12 protein-coding genes are annotated in these 16390 nt (G+C 71.1%); 9 read left to right on the top strand and 3 right to left on the bottom strand.

Features of this window, described 5'->3' with window-relative positions:
- The first annotated feature begins 108 nt into the window (after positions 1-108).
- Positions 109-3639: a transcription-repair coupling factor gene (gene mfd / locus ACIBK4_RS18885; protein WP_398995889.1), complete on the top strand. Its 3531-nt coding sequence runs from the start codon at positions 109-111 to the stop codon at positions 3637-3639.
- A gap of 102 nt (positions 3640-3741) precedes the next feature.
- Here mfd and ACIBK4_RS18880 read toward each other — a convergent pair whose 3' ends face one another.
- A complete protein-coding gene (locus ACIBK4_RS18880) occupies positions 3742-4335 on the bottom strand; it encodes a TetR/AcrR family transcriptional regulator (protein WP_398995888.1) in 594 nt (197 codons plus the stop codon).
- Between the two features lie 106 nt (positions 4336-4441).
- On the opposite strand from ACIBK4_RS18880, the gene ACIBK4_RS18875 reads away from it, so the two are divergent.
- Together ACIBK4_RS18875 and ACIBK4_RS18870 are read left to right on the top strand one after the other, a co-directional pair.
- Positions 4442-5368: a hypothetical protein gene (locus ACIBK4_RS18875; RefSeq protein WP_398995887.1), complete on the top strand. Its 927-nt coding sequence runs from the start codon at positions 4442-4444 to the stop codon at positions 5366-5368.
- 295 nt (positions 5369-5663) lie between these two features.
- Entirely contained in the window at positions 5664-6401 is a 738-nt protein-coding gene (locus ACIBK4_RS18870) for an HNH endonuclease family protein (protein WP_398996431.1), read from the top strand.
- A gap of 144 nt (positions 6402-6545) precedes the next feature.
- Here the strand turns inward: ACIBK4_RS18870 and ACIBK4_RS18865 are convergent, their stop codons facing one another.
- Positions 6546-7295, bottom strand: a complete 750-nt coding sequence (locus ACIBK4_RS18865; RefSeq protein WP_398995886.1) for a hypothetical protein — start codon at positions 7293-7295, stop codon at positions 6546-6548.
- 294 nt (positions 7296-7589) lie between these two features.
- Entirely contained in the window at positions 7590-8333 is a 744-nt protein-coding gene (locus tag ACIBK4_RS18860) for a hypothetical protein (protein ID WP_398995885.1), read from the bottom strand.
- 272 nt (positions 8334-8605) lie between these two features.
- On the opposite strand from ACIBK4_RS18860, the gene ACIBK4_RS18855 reads away from it, so the two are divergent.
- The 6 genes from ACIBK4_RS18855 (at position 8606) to ACIBK4_RS18830 (ending at position 16324) form a co-directional block, all read left to right on the top strand.
- Complete coding sequence (locus tag ACIBK4_RS18855) at positions 8606-10948, top strand: N-6 DNA methylase (protein WP_398995884.1); 2343 nt, start codon at positions 8606-8608, stop codon at positions 10946-10948.
- Positions 10949-11194: 246 nt separating this feature from the next.
- Positions 11195-11833 (top strand): hypothetical protein, encoded by a 639-nt coding sequence (locus ACIBK4_RS18850; RefSeq protein ID WP_398995883.1) that lies wholly within the window; start codon positions 11195-11197, stop codon positions 11831-11833.
- A gap of 38 nt (positions 11834-11871) precedes the next feature.
- Positions 11872-13359, top strand: a complete 1488-nt coding sequence (locus tag ACIBK4_RS18845) for a protein kinase (protein ID WP_398996429.1) — start codon at positions 11872-11874, stop codon at positions 13357-13359.
- A 140-nt stretch (positions 13360-13499) separates the two neighbouring features.
- Positions 13500-14327, top strand: a complete 828-nt coding sequence (locus ACIBK4_RS18840; protein WP_366436487.1) for a glycoside hydrolase domain-containing protein — start codon at positions 13500-13502, stop codon at positions 14325-14327.
- Between the two features lie 150 nt (positions 14328-14477).
- Positions 14478-15125 (top strand): SurA N-terminal domain-containing protein, encoded by a 648-nt coding sequence (locus ACIBK4_RS18835; RefSeq protein ID WP_398995882.1) that lies wholly within the window; start codon positions 14478-14480, stop codon positions 15123-15125.
- Between the two features lie 185 nt (positions 15126-15310).
- Positions 15311-16324 (top strand): nucleoside triphosphate pyrophosphohydrolase, encoded by a 1014-nt coding sequence (locus ACIBK4_RS18830; protein ID WP_398995881.1) that lies wholly within the window; start codon positions 15311-15313, stop codon positions 16322-16324.
- Positions 16325-16390: the final 66 nt, after the last annotated feature.

Raw genomic sequence — 16390 nt, 5'->3', positions numbered from 1 at the left:
ATCCACAGCCCCGGCGCCAGCCGACGCACCGACGTACGCTGGATACCCCCCGGCCCACCCTCCGCGTCGGGCCCTTCGTGTTGCCCACCCTCAGACGGAAAGCCCTCCATGAGCCTGCACGGTCTGCTCGACGCCGTAGTCAAGGACCCCGCCCTCGCGGAAGCCACCCGCGCCGCGACCGACGGCAACCGCATGCACGTCGACCTGGTCGGCCCCCCGGCGACCCGCCCCTTCGCCGTGGCCGCGCTGGCCCGCGAGACCGGCCGTACGGTCCTCGCGGTGACCGCGACCGGACGCGAGGCCGAGGACCTGGCGGCAGCCCTGCGCTCGCTGCTCCCGTCGGACGGAGTCGTGGACTACCCGTCCTGGGAGACTCTCCCGCACGAGCGGTTGAGCCCGCGCAGCGACACCGTGGGCCGCCGCCTCGCCGTCCTGCGCCGCTTGGCCCACCCGAGGGCGGACGACCCGGAGACGGGCCCGGTCTCCGTCGTCGTGGCGCCTGTGCGGTCCGTGCTGCAACCGCAGGTCAAGGGGCTCGGAGACCTGGAGCCGGTCGCCCTGCGGACGGGCCAGACCGCCGACCTGAACACGATCGTGGACGCGCTCGGCGCCGCCGCGTACGCGCGCGTGGAGCTCGTCGAGAAGCGCGGCGAGTTCGCCGTACGCGGCGGCATCCTGGACGTGTTCCCGCCCACCGAGGAACACCCCCTGCGCATCGAGTTCTGGGGCGACGACGTCGAGGAGATCCGCTACTTCAAGGTCGCCGACCAGCGCTCCCTGGAGGTCGCCGAACACGGCCTGTGGGCACCCCCCTGCCGTGAACTCCTGTTGACGGAAGACGTCCGCACGCGTGCGCGTGCCCTCGCCGAACAGCACCCCGAACTGGGCGAGCTGCTCAACAAGATCGCCGAGGGCATCGCCGTAGAAGGCATGGAGTCGCTGGCTCCGGTGCTCGTCGACGACATGGAACTGCTGCTCGACGTGCTCCCCAAGGGCGCGATGACCGTCGTATGCGATCCGGAGCGGGTACGCACGCGTGCGTCCGATCTGGTCGCCACCTCGCAGGAGTTCCTCCAGGCCTCCTGGGCGGCCACCGCCGGTGGTGGCGAGGCGCCCATCGACGTCGGCGCGGCCTCCTTGTGGGCCATCGCGGACGTACGGGACCGGGCGCGCGAGCTGGACATGATGTGGTGGTCGGTGTCGCCGTTCGCGGCGGACGAGGAGCTCGACGCCGACACCCTGAAGCTCGCGATGCACGCCCCGGAGACCTACCGCGGCGACACCGCGAAGGCTCTCGCCGACACCAAGGGCTGGCTCGCGGACGGCTGGCGCACGGTCTTCGTGACGGAGGCCCACGGCCCCGCCGCCCGCACGGTCGAGGTCCTCGGTACCGAGGGCGTCGCGGCCCGCCTGGAGACGGACCTGGGGACCATCGAGCCCTCCGTGGTCCATGTCGCGACGGGTTCGATCGACTACGGCTTCGTCGATACGGCGCTCAAGCTCGCCGTCCTCACCGAGACCGACCTCTCCGGGCAGAAGGCCGCCGGCAAGGACGGCGCCCGGATGCCGGCCCGCCGTCGCAAGACCATCGACCCGCTCACCCTGGAGGCGGGCGACTACATCGTCCACGAGCAGCACGGTGTGGGCCGTTACATCGAGATGGTGCAGCGCACGGTGCAGGGCGCCACGCGCGAGTACCTGGTCGTCGAGTACGCCCCCGCCAAGCGCGGCCAGCCCGGCGACCGGCTGTACATCCCCACCGACCAGCTGGAGCAGATCACCAAGTACGTCGGCGGCGAGTCCCCCACCCTGCACCGCCTCGGCGGCGCCGACTGGACGAAGACCAAGGCGCGCGCCAAGAAGGCCGTCAAGGAGATCGCGGCCGACCTCATCAAGCTGTACTCGGCCCGGATGGCCGCCCCGGGGCACGCGTTCGGCCCGGACACGCCCTGGCAGCGCGAGCTGGAGGACGCGTTCCCGTACGCCGAGACCCCGGATCAGCTGACCACGATCGCCGAGGTCAAGGACGACATGGAGAAGTCGGTCCCGATGGACCGGCTGGTCTGCGGCGACGTCGGCTACGGCAAGACCGAGATCGCCGTACGGGCCGCCTTCAAGGCCGTCCAGGACGGCAAGCAGGTCGCCGTCCTCGTCCCCACGACGCTGCTCGTGCAGCAGCACTTCGGGACGTTCACCGAGCGGTACTCGCAATTCCCGGTCAACGTACGGGCGTTGAGCCGCTTCCAGACCGACACGGAGGCGAAGGCCACCCTGGAGGGCCTGCGCGAGGGCTCCGTGGACCTCGTCATCGGCACCCACCGCCTGTTCTCCTCCGAGACCAAGTTCAAGGACCTCGGCCTGGTCATCGTCGACGAGGAGCAGCGCTTCGGCGTCGAGCACAAGGAGCAGTTGAAGAAGCTGCGCGCCAACGTCGACGTCCTGACGATGTCCGCCACCCCGATTCCCAGAACCCTGGAGATGGCGGTCACCGGCATCCGCGAGATGTCGACGATCACGACGCCCCCGGAGGAGCGTCACCCTGTGCTGACGTTCGTCGGCCCCTACGAAGAGAAGCAGATCGGCGCCGCGATCCGCCGCGAACTCCTGCGCGAGGGCCAGGTCTTCTACATCCACAACCGCGTCGAATCGATCGACCGCGCGGCGGCCCGATTGCGCGAGATCGTCCCGGAGGCGCGCATCGCGACCGCCCACGGCCAGATGTCGGAGCAGGCGCTGGAGCAGGTGGTCGTCGACTTCTGGGAGAAGAAGTTCGACGTCCTGGTGTCGACGACGATCGTCGAGTCGGGCATCGACATCTCCAACGCGAACACGCTGATCGTGGAGCGCGGTGACAACTTCGGTCTGTCTCAACTCCACCAGCTCCGGGGCCGGGTGGGCCGTGGCCGCGAGCGCGGTTACGCGTACTTCCTGTACCCCCCGGAGAAGCCCCTGACGGAGACGGCCCACGAGCGCCTCGCCACGATCGCCCAGCACACGGAGATGGGCGCGGGCATGTACGTGGCGATGAAGGACCTCGAAATCCGCGGCGCGGGAAACCTGTTGGGCGGCGAGCAGTCCGGCCACATCGCGGGCGTCGGCTTCGACCTGTACGTCCGCATGGTAGGCGAGGCCGTCGCGGACTATCGCGCCTCCCTGGAGGGCGGGGTCGAGGAGGAGCCGCCCCTGGACGTCAAGATCGAGCTCCCGGTCGACGCCCACGTCCCGCACGACTACGCCCCCGGTGAGCGCCTGCGCCTCTCCGCCTACCGGTCCATCGCCTCCGCCAACACGGAGGAGGACATCAAGGCCGTACGCGAGGAACTCGTCGACCGCTACGGCAAGTTGCCCGAGCCGGTGGAGAACCTGCTGCTGGTCGCGGGCCTGCGCATGCTCGCCCGCGCGTGCGGCGTCGGCGACATCGTCCTCCAGGGCACCAACATCCGCTTCGCACCGGTGGAGTTGAGGGAGTCCCAGGAACTGCGCCTCAAGCGCCTCTACCCCGGCACCGTCATCAAGGCGGCCGCCCACCAGGTGCTGGTGCCACGCCCGAAGACGGCCAAGGTGGGCGGGAAGCCGCTGGTCGGGCGGGAGTTGCTCGGGTGGGCGGGGGAGTTCTTGGCGACGATCCTGGGGTCGTAGGTACTCGTAGGAGAGGGCCGGTCGGCCGGGGCGCAGGGAGCCGTAAGGGGACCGGTCGGGCTGGGCGTAGGGGGTCGTAACGGCGCCCGCCCGTCGGTCGCGTCAGGCTGAGCTCGCGCGGAACAGCATCCCCGCCATCACCCGGAACACCTCCTCCGGATCGCGCTCGCCCACCGCCCCGTCCAGGTTGTGGCCCAGTAGCAGCGTCGCGAAGCCGTGTGCCAGGGACCACGCGGCGACACCGGCGAGGCGGGCGTCGGGGCCGCGGCCCTCGGGGGGTACGGCGGAGACGGCGTGGCGCAGGGCGTCGGTGGCGAGGGCGCGGGCCGTGGTGAGTTCGAGGTCGCCGGCGCGCAACAGCTCGGGCGCGAACATCACTTGGAAGTGCGCGGGATGCTCGCGCGCGAAGCGTACGTAGCGGACGCCCGCGTCCTTCAGGTCGGCCGCCTCCCCGACCGCGCTCGCCAAGAGCCCGAAGCCCTCCGCCGCGATCGCCGTCAACAGCCCCGTGCGGTCCTTGAAGTGATGCGCCGGCGCCGCGTGCGAGACACCGGCACGGCGGGCGAGATCCCGCAGGCTCAGCGCGGACGGGCCCTCGGCGGCGATGACGTCGAGCGCGGCGGTGAGGATGGCGCGGCGCAGATCGCCGTGGTGGTAGGGGCGGCGGCTGTCACCGGAAGTCTTGGCTGTGCTCATGGTCAGCAGCGTACGCGGAATCTAGGCATTGACAAGTTCGGGCGGGTGGGGCAATCTAGTCAGTGTCAAGTTGTGGAATTGCCGGGACGCGACGAGGAGTTACGCCATGTCGGAGAACGTGCGGGGAGCGGAGACCGCGGAAAGTCCCGCTGTCGCGGAAAGTCCTGTCCCCGTGGAGCTCGGCCGAGTGCGCCAGCTCTGGCATCTGCTCGAACCGCTGCACGCGGTGCTGTATTACGCGCCGGAGGTCTTCGAGGAGGCGGCCGCGCTCGGATACGACACCGGGGAGCGCTGGCCGAGCTACTTCCCGTTGCGTGCCGCGCCGTTGGGGCCCGTCGGCAGTGAGCGCGTGACCTCCGCCTTCTACAGCTTCAGCCCCCGCATGGTCGCCGAACACATGGACTCGGCGTGGAGCGTCGCGAGCCCGGACGCCGTCCTGGAGGCGAGGCTGCGCGGCATGGACCGGGCGTACCGCGCGATATTCGGTGACCGCGTCGACAGCCCCGAACTGGCGGAGGCCGCCGCCCTCGCCCGCCGCGCCGCCGAGGCGGTGAACACTGCGGGCCGCCCCCTCGCCGCTGCCAACGCCGAGTTGGCCTGGCCCGCGGAACCCCACCTCCAGCTTTGGCAGGCGGCGACGATCCTGCGCGAACACCGCGGCGACGGCCACCTCGCCGCCCTCCTCGTCGCCGGCCTCGACCCGGTCGAGTCCCTGGTCTCCTTCGCCGCGATCGGAGCCGCCTCCGTCCAGCGCTTCGAGAGCCGGGGCTGGAGCCCGGAGGAGTGGGCGGCGGCGCGTGGACGGCTGGTCGCCCGAGGCGTCATAGACGACAGGGGTACGGCGACCCGGGCGGGCCGCGATCTGCGCCAGGAGGTCGAACACCGCACCGACCAACTGGCCTCCGCGCCATGGCAGTTCCTCGGCCGGGCCGACACCGACCGACTCGCCGACCTGCTGGGGGAGTTCTGGGTCGCCGTACTCGGGTCCGGGCTGCTGCCCTCGGAGTCGACGTTGGGCATCGGCAAGGTCTGAGGGAGGGCGGAGGGCGGAGGGGGGAGGGGGGAGGGGGGAGGGGGGAGGGGGCCTGACGGTCTGGCGGTCTGGCGGTCTGAGAGAGCGTGAAATCCGGGGCGGAGTAAGGGGAGTAAGGAGAGGGGGTGAGGGAAGCCGGTACTTCGGCCTGTTCCACCGGTTCGATACAGGCGAGTTGCGTGCCGTACGGGCTTAGGTCCCGTATGCCCGGGACGCGTCCGCCGCTACCGTGGGACCAGGCAATATCCGCCCTCTCAGGGGCGGGGCCGGGTGAGCAAGGGGAGGGGCGCACGTGATGCGTCTGAGGGGTGGGGCGGCCATTGCCGCCCTGGTCATGTTGTCGGTCGCCGGATGCAAGACGGACACCACGGGAACGGGAGACTCCGGGCCCCAGGCGACGGCCGGTGGAGGTGCCGGCACGGGTTCGGGCGGGGGCGCGGCCCTGACCGCCGCCGAGGCTCTGCCTGTGAAGGGGCGTGCGCCGAAGACCGGTTACTCCCGTGAACGGTTCGGCACCGCCTGGGCCGACACGGACTCCAACAGCTGCGACACCAGGGACGACATCCTCAAACGGGACCTGAAGCAGGTGAAGTTCACCGACGGCGACTGCAAGGTGTCGTACGGCGTCCTCGAATCCGATCCGTACTCCGGCAAGGAAGTCATCTACAGGCGCGGCGCCAGCCTCGTCGACATCGACCACCTGGTCGCCCTCTCCGACGCCTGGCAGAAGGGCGCCAAGTACTGGGACGCCAGCAAGCGGATAGCTCTCGCCAACGACCCGCTCAACCTCCTCACCGTCGGCGCCAGCCCCAACCGCAGCAAGGGCGACGGCGACACGGCGACCTGGGTGCCGCCCAAGGCGTACCGGTGCACGTATGTCGCGGCGCAGGTCGCCGTGAAGAAGAAGTACGGGCTGTGGGTCACCTCGGCGGAGAAGGCCGCGATGGTGAAGGTCCTCTCCACCTGCTCCAAGCAGGCCTTGCCGACCGGGGGCAACCCGACGAACGCGCCGGCGAGGTTCCATGCGAACTGAGCAGACACGGGCGCGACTTGGCGGCCTCGACTTGGCGGCCTCGATTTGACGAACTGGACCCGCGGCTACGGCACGCCCCGTGAACGTGCCGTAGCCGCGGGAGATTTGGTGGGTCAGCGGCTCAGTGGCCCCGGGGTCAGTCGCTCAGCTGCCCAGCTTGTCCAGGTCCAGGATCTTGCCGGTGGGCTTGGTCGCCGCCACCGGCTTCTCGTACTCGCCGAACGTGAGCGTCCCCGGGTCCTTGGCGGAGACGCTGTCGATGCGCAGCACATAGGGCTTGCCCTGGGTCGCCACGTACAGCGTGTAGGTGTCCTTGCCGTCCTTCTCGTGCAGGGCGATCGCCGGAGTGCCGTCGAGCGTGGTCGTCTTGCCGCGCGTCGCGTCCGAGTTGCCGTCCGCGGCGTCGCCGAGCATCGAGTTCAGGTCGCAGAAGCTCGCGATGTCCTTGGCGTCCTCGCCCTTCGCGGACATCTTGGTCCACTTCCCGGCCATCATGTCCACGACCGCATCGGTGTCCGCCTTGGACTCGCCGTCGCTCTGCGCCCGCAGGAACGCCTCGTCGTACTTCATGTAGATGGTGTCGCCGACCTTGATCATGTCGGCCTTGCCTTTGCCGTCCAGGCTCAGCGTGCCGGCGCACTCGCCCTTCTTGTCCAGCGCCATGTCGATCAGGATCGTGCCGCCGCTCTCGTCGTCGGGTATGTCGCCCTTCAGTCGTAGCGACGAGGCGTCGGTGGTGGCGGTCAGGGACCGGTCGGCGATCTCGCCACCGGTCAGCCCGGCGAACGGTCCCTTCGGCTTGCTGTCCGCCTTGACCTCACCGGGCAGACACCCGGTGAGTCCGGCGGCGGCCACGGCGGTGAGGCAGAGAGCGGCAAGTGCGGTACGACGCATGGCAGTTCCTTGGGTGAAGTGGTTGGAGGTGAGTGGTGAGAGGTCCGGCGGTGACCAAGTGAGGGGGTGCCCCGAAGCGGGGTCCGGTGAGGTGCCGGGCGGGCCGAAGGGCAGATGGGTGCGCGGGCGGGCGGAGTGCCGTCGGCGCAGTCGGCGTGGGACGGCAGCGCCCGGCGCGGGGCGTCGCTCGGGAGGTCGAGTCCCGTTGCGCGGCGCGAGGGTGGTGAGAGTGGTGAGGCAGAGGAGAGCGGTGCAACCGGCGAGAGGGGCGCGTGCGTCAGCCCGGCTCGGGTGTCAGGCCGTCTTCGTCCAGTCCTTGCAGCCGGTCGTCTTGAAGTAGGCGTCCTTCGCGGTGATCGTGACGACGGCCGTGCCGGTCACGTTGTCGTTCGCGAGGACCGAGTCCGGGTCGTGCTCGGCGTCCTTCGCGCGCTCCCAATAGCACAGGTCGTCCGTGTTGCCGGTGGACCTGTAGGTGCCGGGGGCGATGTCGGCGCCGACCTTGAACATGCCGCCGTCGCCGGCCATCTTCGTGGCGGGGGAGCCCTGAGCCTTCGGGGCGACGGCCTGCCAGTCCTTGCAGCCGCTCGACTTGAAGATCTTGTCGGTGGCCTTGACGGTGACGTAACCGGCGCCGCTCACCTTGTCGTTGGCGAGCAGCGAGTCCGTGTCGCCGGAGGCGTCCTTGGCCCGCTCCCAGTAGCACGTGCCGTCGGTGTTGCCGCTGGTGCGATACGTGCCGGGCTCGATGTCCGCGCCGACCCGGAAGTCGCCGTCCCCGTCGAACGCGGCCTTCTTCTTCGCGGCGGCGGCCTGGGTCCGGGCCGAGCCCTTCTTGGTGGCGGCCCGGTGTTCCGCGGACGCCGAAGAGCCCTTGGCGCTGCTGCTGGCACCACTGCCGGACCCGTTGGCCGACCTACTGCCCGCCCCGCTGCCCGAACTGCCGCCCCCGCCACTGGTGTTGGCGTTCGCCGACACGACCCCGATGACGACGACCCCCACGACAGCGCTCAGCGTGAGCCTGCCCTTCATCCCCATGGCTGTCCCCTCCCCGATGCGGCGGCCGCCTCCCTCCGGCGGCCGTTCGTTCGCTGGGTCAATAAGAGCAGAGGCTGTGAACCGAGTCAACACGATTCACGGGGCATGGTGTGTACACGGGCGTGAAGGGGTAGATCATGCATGCGTCGGTATGCTCGGCGTCACAGACGAACGGCGGGCGCGACCCGGCCACAAGACGCGACTGCGCGACAACTGCGCGACAGAGGCAACGCGGACGCGACGAGGCCGGCGCAACGAGGGGAGTGGGGCGAGTGCAGGACAACGCGACAGAGGTGACCGCCGCCGGTATCGCACGGCTCGCCGGCGTCGGCCGTGCCGCCGTCAGCAACTGGCGCCGCCGTCACGCCGACTTCCCCAAGCCGGTCGGCGGCACCGAGACCAGCCCCGCCTTCGCCCTCGCCGAGATCGAGTCCTGGCTGCGCAAGCAGGGGAAACTCGCCGAAGTCCCGTTGCGCGAACGGGTCTGGCAGCAACTCGTCGGCCACCCCGAGGGCCCGGTCACCGCCCTGGTGTACGCGGGCTGCGCCCTGCTGCTCATCCACGAACGCCCCACCGTCTGGCTGGACGTGAGCGCCGGTTCGGACGAGCGGATGGCCGCGATGCTGCCGGGCGCGCTGGAGCAGGTGCTCGTGCCGCGCTTCGGTGCGGTGCGCGGCCGCGGTGTTCACAGGGGGCGGGAGGGAAGCGCCGCCGCGGCTGTGAACACACCGGCCTCGGCGTCCGCGTCCGCCTCTGCCTCGCTCTCCGCTCCGCCGGTCTCCGCGTCCGCCTCCGGGCCGCCGTCCTCGGTGCACACCCCGTCGGCCGTGAACGCTGTGAACACGCCGAACACGCAGGCCGCCCCGAACACCCGGAACGCTGTGAACACCCCGGCCGACCCGACAACACCCCCGGCCCCCGTGAACACCGCACTCCCTGTGAACACGGCCCTCGCCGCGAACGCCGCCCCCGCCGTTCACACCCCCACCGGCCCCCAACTCCTCCCCTCCGCCCCCCTCCTCCGCGGCACCGCCGAACTCGCCGCCGAGCTGGGCGCACGCCAGACCTTCGAGTTCCTGCTCGGGCGGCATCTCGACGCCAACCCGCGCCAGTACACGCTCACCCCGACCGAACTCGCCCGCCTGATGGCCGAGTTGGCCCAGTCGGCAGGCCCGGCCGGCACCGCGCTCGACCCCGCCTGCGGCACCGGCGCCCTCTTGCGAGCCGTCACCCCCCGCCCCGGGCAGGAGCTGTACGCCCAGGACAACGCCCCCGACCTCGCCGCGCTCACCGCGCTCCGGCTCGCCCTGCGCGCACAGGTCACCGTCCGCGCCACGACCGGCGACACCCTGCGCGCCGACGCGTACCCGGCGCTGCGAGCGGACGTCGTCCTGTGCCATCCGCCGTTCAACGAGCGCAACTGGGGCCACGACGAACTCGCCTACGACCCCCGCTGGGAGTACGGCTTCCCGGCGCGCAACGAGTCCGAACTGGCCTGGGTGCAGCACGCGTTGGCCCGGCTCAAGGACGGCGGTACGGCCGTGCTGCTGATGCCGCCGGCCGCGGCCTCCCGGCGTTCCGGTCGCCGGATCCGCGCCGACCTGCTGCGGCGCGGGGCGCTGAAGGCGGTCGTAGCGTTGCCGATCGGGGCGGCGCCGCCGTACAACATCCCGCTGCACCTGTGGGTGTTGCGGCGGCCGGAGCGGGCCGCCGCGCAGCCCGAGGTGCTGCTGGTGGACACCGGGCGGTTCGCCACCGAGGGGCGCGGCGGGCCGGACTGGCAGGCTGTGCGGGGGGCGGTGCTCGACGCCTGGAAGGCGTTCGACCGGGCAGGGCGGCTGGACGAGAAGCCGGGGCTGGCGCGTTCCGTGCCGGTGATCGAACTCCTCGACGACGACGTCGACCTGGCCCCCGCCCGCCATCTCCCGCCCGCGACCGCGGCCGACGGCGCCGACGAACTCACGGCCGTCCGCGAGCGGCTCGGTGAGACGCTCCGGCTGACCGCCGACCTCACTCCACCACCCGTAGAGCACTCCACCGACTCCGAGCGGCCCACGCGCTGGCCGCACACCACGATCGGTGAACTCGCGCGCGGGGGCGCCCTGGTGATGCGTACCGGCGGAAACGGCGGCCACGCGCGTGTGCCCGTTCTCACCGACCACGACGTCCTCGCCGGAACGGCGCCTTCCGGTCTCCTCCCCGAGAGTGACGAGGACGCCGTCCTCACGGAGGTGGGCGATGTCGTCGTCCCGGTGCTCGGCGGCGGTTCCATGGCGCGCGTGATCGACGACACGACCGCGGGCGCCGCCCTGGGCCGCAGCCTCGTCCTCCTGCGGCCGGATCCCGGCGCGCTGGACCCGTGGTTCCTCGCCGGCTTCCTGCGCGGCACCGCCAACAACCGCCAGGCCAGCAGCTACGCGTCCACGGCGACCCGACTCGACGTCCGCAGGCTCCAGTTGCCCCGCCTCGCCCTGGACGAACAGCGCCGCTACGGAGCACGGTTCCGCGCCCTGGAGGACTTCGAGCGGACACTGCGGCAGGCGGGCCGGCTCGGCGAGCAGCTCGTGCGCGGCATGTACGACGGCCTCACGGACGGCACGGTCATGCCTGAGTAGGAGTTCGTGTCCGCCTCAGTAGAAGTGTGTACGGGTCTGAGTAGGAGTGCGCACCCGCCGGCACCTGCGATGCAGTACGGGAGCGATCACTATGTGATCGGCACGACAACGGTTCGGTACAACCCGGGACCGCTTGTCGGTGTCGGCCTATACGCTCGAAGCGACAATCGGACGACCGGTGTTGCCCGTATCCCGGAGCGCACCGGCCGCGAACCCGTACGCCCTCCGAAGGCACCAGGAGCAGCCATGCAAGGCCACGGCTACCCGCAGCCGGCGAAGCCACCGCCGCCCACCGGGGCGCTGGTCCTCGTGCGCGTGCTGTTCGTGGGGATCTCGTTGTTCTGCATCGGGTTCCTGGCCTGGACGATGCTGCTGCGGCTGGCCATCGTGACCCGCAAGTCCCTGGACTGGGGCCTGTTCGTGGCCGCGCTGGCGGCGGACATCCTCAGCCTCGTGCTGCTCGGCTCCGAGCCCGGCGAGGACGTCCACACCGCCGGCGGCTATCTGGGCATCACCCTGCTCCTGGGCACCCTGGTGGCGTCGATCGCGTACTACCTGGCGGCGGACATACGCCACTTCCAGCAGCTCCGTGAGGGCGCCTACGCCGGACAGCCGTCCCCGGCGTACGGCTATCCGCAGCCCGCGCAGCCCCCGTCGCCGTACACCGCGACGACCTCGCCGCAGCACACCCCGCCGCCGATGCCGCACACGCCCGTGCCGCAGCAGCACACCCCGCCGCCCATGCCGCACACGCCCGTGCCGCAGCCGCCGATGTCCACCCCGCCGCCGGGACAGCGCCCCGCGCCCGCCCGCATCGACCAAGTGCGGGCCGAACTGGACGAGTTGAGTGACTACCTGCGCAAGCACGACGAGGGCGGAAAGTGACCGCGACGGCGGGACGGGTCGTCGCGGACCGCTATGAGCTGTCCACGCTGATCGGGCAGGGCGGCATGGGCCAGGTCTGGACGGCCTACGACCGGCGCCTGGACCGGCGCGTGGCGGTGAAGCTGCTGCGCCCCGACAAGGTGGCCGGTCAGGAGGCCGACGAGCTGCGCCGCCGCTTCGTGCGCGAGTGCCGGGTGACCGCCCAGGTCGACCACCCCGGGCTGGTCACGGTGCACGACGCGGGCAGCGAGGGCGAGGAGTTGTTCCTCGTCATGCAGTACATCGACGGCGCCGACCTCTCCGACCACCTCGCCGAGCAGGACCCGTACCCCTGGCAGTGGGCGGTCGCCGTCGCGGCCCAACTGTGCGCCGTGCTCAGCGCGGTGCACGCCGTGCCGATCGTCCACCGCGACCTGAAGCCGCGCAACGTGATGGTGAAGCAGGACGGCACGGTCACCGTCCTCGACCTGGGTGTCGCCTCCGTGATGGACGCCGACACCACCCGCCTCACCCACACCGGCACACCCATCGGATCGCCCGCCTACATGGCGCCCGAGCAGGCGATGGGCGGCGCGGTCGGCCCGTACACCGACCTGTACGCGCTCGGCGTGGTCCTGCACGAACTCCTCAGCGGGGACGTGCCGTTCGCGGGTTCCACAGCCCTCGGCGTACTGCACCGGCACCTGTACGAGCCGCCGGTGCCCGTCCGCCACATCCGCCCCGAGGTCCCCGAGTCCCTCGAAGCGCTCGTCCTGCACCTGCTCGCCAAGGACCCGCAGCACCGCCCCGGCTCCGCGCAGGAGGTCTACGAGCGGCTCGCGCTGCTGCTGCCCGCGCGCGGGATGCCCAGCGGGGCGCCGCTCGACCCCACGCGCCCGTTCCTGCGCCCGCACGCCCCCTGGCCGGACCGCGCCCGCACCCCCGCGCCGCAGCCCGCCCCGCTCGCACCGCCCGCCGCCGAGAAACGCGATGTCGCAGCCGCCGTCGACGAGGTCAAGCGGCTGCTCGGCGAGGGCCGGATCACCCAGGCCGTCGACATCCTGGGCGCGATCCTGCCCACCGCAGCCGAGCAGCACGGCGTGCACTCCCCGGTCGTCCGCACCCTCCGCAAGCAGTACGCGGCCACACTCATGGACGACGGCCAGTACCGGCGCGCGCTGCCCGAACTGCGCCGCCTCGCCGACGAACGCGCCGCCGAGGCCGGTCCGTCCGACCCGCAGTCCCTGCGCTACCGCTACGAGGCCGCCCAGTGCCTGGAGTCGCTCGGCGACCCGGCGGCGGCCCTCACGGAGTACCGCGCGCTGCTGCCGTACTACGAGAACCAGTACATGGCCGGCGACCCCGAGCTCGCCCACGAGGTCCGCCGCCGCATGGGCCACCTGCTGCTCGCCCTCGGCGACCGCGGCGCGGCCCACGAGACCCTCGCCCGCCTCCTGGTCGACGTCGAACGCAGGCACGGCCCCGGCCACCCGCTCGCGGCGGACATCCGGCGGACCCTGCAGTGGCTGGGGCAGGTGCGCGGCTAGTTTTTGCCGTTCCCTGGGAGAACGTTGTGATCTTCTGGGGGCGGAGTTTCCCGAACGCATGAGCTGCACCGGATAGGTTGCGGTTCACTTTTGCCAGATTCGTACGAACCAGCACGTGTAAACCAGGGGTGGGGTCTTTCATGTCCGAGCACAGGCAGTCGAAGAAGCGCAGATACATAGCCTGGGGCGTCGCCGGAGCAGCCGTCGTCGCCGGCGGCGGTATCGCCGCGACGAACTCGATGGCCGCCACCACCTGGCCCGCCCAGAAGACCTACACCGGCCGCGCCTTCGACACCTGCGCCGCCCCCTCCCTCGCCGCGATGAAGGCCTGGCACACCGACGGCGCCTACGGCGCAGCCGCCGTCTACATCGGCGGCAAGAACCGCGGCTGCAGCCAGCCCAACCTCACCGCCTCCTGGGTCAAGTCCCTCACCACGGTCGGCTGGAAGTTCATCCCGCTCTACGTCGGCTCGCAGCCGTCCTGCGGCTCCGGCGGCTCGGTGAAGATCAGCGCCTCCACCGCCGCGGCCGTCGGCAAGTCCGAGGCGGACGACGCGGTGGCCAAGTCCGCCGCGCTCGGCTTCAAGGCCGGCAGCCCGGTCTACCTGGACATGGAGTCGTACGACATCACCAACACGGCCTGCAACAACGCCGTGTTGACGTACGTCCGCGCCTTCGACAAGGAACTGCACGCCAAGATCTACCGCAGCGGCCTCTACGGCTTCTCCAGCTCCAGCGCCAAGGCGATCGCGACGGCGACCAACAAGACGGACCTGCCGGGCAACCTCTGGTACGCGCTCTGGGACAAGACGTACACCACGACCTCGGACTGGCCCTGGGGCTCCACCCAGTTCACCAACCACAGCCGCGCCCACCAGTACCTGGTCAACAGCAAGGAGACCCGCGGCGGTTACACGATCACCGTGGACCGCGACACGTGGGACGCGCCGGTCGCGATCACCGGCTGAGTCCCGCGCCCGAGCCTCACGCGTGCGTGCCGGTGCCCGAAGTCCTGGTGAATCGTTGGTCGAATGGGTTGGCCCCAGGCGACCCACTGCCTACCATCGATCACCGCAAGACTTTGTGCACCGTCGCACAATCTCCAACGGGAGGCTCCCTTGCACCGCCGCCGTCGCACCGCGCTCGTCCTCACCGCCGTGATCGCCGCCGCGGCCCCCGCCCTGACCGCCTGCGGAAACGATGCGCACCCAGGTGCCGCGGCCGTCGTGGGCGGCCAGCGCATCACCGTCGCGCAGCTGCAGAGCAGGGTCAACGAGGTGCGCACGGCCCAGCGGTCGTCCGTACAGAACCAGGCACAGTACGAGCGCGCCGTCGCCACCACCGGCGGCCTCACCCGTGAGACGCTCTACGGCATGGTCTTCGACCGGGTCGTCCACCGCGCCGCCCAGGACGCCGGAGTCACCGTCACCCGCAAGGACATCCAGGACATGCGGGCCGGCCTCGCCCAGCAGGCGGGCGGCTCCAAGGCCCTGGAGGCGACCTGGCTCGCCCAGTACGGCGTCCCCCCGCAGAGACTCGACGAGAACCTCCGCCTCCAGGTGGAGGGCCGCAAACTCGCCGCGAAACTTGGCACCGACACCACCCAGCCGGCCTTCTGGAAGGCCCTCTCCACCGCCTCCAAGGAACTCCACGTCGACCTGAATCCGCGCTACGGCACGTGGGACGTGGCCAAGAGCAGCCGGGTGGACGCGAAGACGCCGTGGGTGCGGGAAGTTACTGCGGCGGGGACTCAGCAGTCGGCGTGACGGGCGTGACCGGTGTGACTCGCGTGACCGGTGTGACCGCCTGGCCGGCGTAACGGTACGGCGGGGTTGAGCGCCGGTGAGTGTGCGGTACTGGCGGGAGCGCCGACGGGCCTGTGGACAACAGGGCCGCTCGTCGGCCTGTGGATAACTCCGGGGCTGTCGGCGGCGTGGGTTACGTTCGGTGGGTGAACGCAACCAGCTCCGCCCCCGATGGCAACCCGGCCTCCGCCCCCGGCCGCATCGTCCTGCTCACCACCAGCCACCGCGTCGCCCCCGGCCTGCTGTCCTGGCCCGCGTGGCAGGCGCTGCACGACGCCGACCTGGTGTTGTGCGGGGACGGCGCGCATCCGCAGCTGCCGTATCTCCGTGAAGCGGGGATACGGGTGGACGAGGAGTCCCCGACCGCCGAGGAACTGGTCGCGGACTGCGCGGACGGCTCCACGGTGGTGGTCGTGGCCACTGGCGAGGGCGAGCCCACCCTCACCGACGGCCTGGCCCGCCTGGCCGGCTCCGGCCGCGTCCAGATGCCGGACCTGGAACTCCTCCCCGCCTCCTACGACCTCCCGGGCGCCCGCCTCCTCGACCTCGTCCAGGTCATGGACCGCATCCGCGCCGAGTGCCCGTGGTCCTCGCAGCAGACCCACGAAGGCCTGGCGAAGTACGGCATCGAGGAGGCATACGAGCTCGTCGACGCGATCGAGGAGGGCGACCGCGACGAACTCCGCGAGGAACTGGGCGACGTCCTCCTCCAGGTCGTCTTCCACGCCCGCATCGCCGAGGAGGACCCCGACGCCCCCTTCTCCATCGACGACGTGGCCGCCGGCATCATCACCAAGCTGATCCACCGTCACCCCCATGTCTTCGGCGACGAGACTGCTTCAACTCCCGAGGACGTGAAGGCGCATTGGCTCCGCACGAAGGCCGAGGAGAAGCGCCGTACCTCTATTACCGAGGGCATCCCCATCGGCCAGCCCGCCCTGGCCCTCGCCTCGAAGCTGGCATCGCGTGTGCGGACGGCGGGACTTGAGGTGACGTTGCCTACGGGGGACGCCGGCATAGGGATCGGGTACGAGTTGCTGGCGCTGGCTGTGCGGGCTGAGGCGGACGGGGTGGATCCGGAGGCGGCGTTGCGGGCGGCGGGGCGGGCTTATCGGGATGCGATCAGGGAGGTGGAGTCGGGGAGCGGGGCCGGACGGTGAAGGTGAAGTAGGGCGGGTGAGGTCGCTCCGAGGGGCGGATTCGGGGGCGTGGGCTCAGTACCGTGG

Origin of the sequence: Streptomyces sp. NPDC050528, from assembly GCF_044457795.1 — a bacterium.
Classification (GTDB): domain Bacteria; phylum Actinomycetota; class Actinomycetes; order Streptomycetales; family Streptomycetaceae; genus Streptomyces.
Note: the sequence above shows the minus strand (reverse complement) of the source record. Positions and strands in the feature narration are given on the sequence as shown.

What these genes read in the sequence shown, in the direction of transcription:
- ACIBK4_RS18860 (WP_398995885.1), bottom strand. Translation starts at nt 8,333, where the DNA reads ATGGGGATGAAGGGCAGGCTCACGCTGAGCGCTGTCGTGGGGGTCGTC.
- ACIBK4_RS18870 (WP_398996431.1), top strand. Translation starts at nt 5,664, where the DNA reads ATGCGTCTGAGGGGTGGGGCGGCCATTGCCGCCCTGGTCATGTTGTCG.
- ACIBK4_RS18880 (WP_398995888.1), bottom strand. Translation starts at nt 4,335, where the DNA reads ATGAGCACAGCCAAGACTTCCGGTGACAGCCGCCGCCCCTACCACCAC.
- ACIBK4_RS18875 (WP_398995887.1), top strand. Translation starts at nt 4,442, where the DNA reads ATGTCGGAGAACGTGCGGGGAGCGGAGACCGCGGAAAGTCCCGCTGTC.
- ACIBK4_RS18850 (WP_398995883.1), top strand. Translation starts at nt 11,195, where the DNA reads ATGCAAGGCCACGGCTACCCGCAGCCGGCGAAGCCACCGCCGCCCACC.
- ACIBK4_RS18865 (WP_398995886.1), bottom strand. Translation starts at nt 7,295, where the DNA reads ATGCGTCGTACCGCACTTGCCGCTCTCTGCCTCACCGCCGTGGCCGCC.
- ACIBK4_RS18840 (WP_366436487.1), top strand. Translation starts at nt 13,500, where the DNA reads ATGTCCGAGCACAGGCAGTCGAAGAAGCGCAGATACATAGCCTGGGGC.
- mfd (WP_398995889.1), top strand. Translation starts at nt 109, where the DNA reads ATGAGCCTGCACGGTCTGCTCGACGCCGTAGTCAAGGACCCCGCCCTC.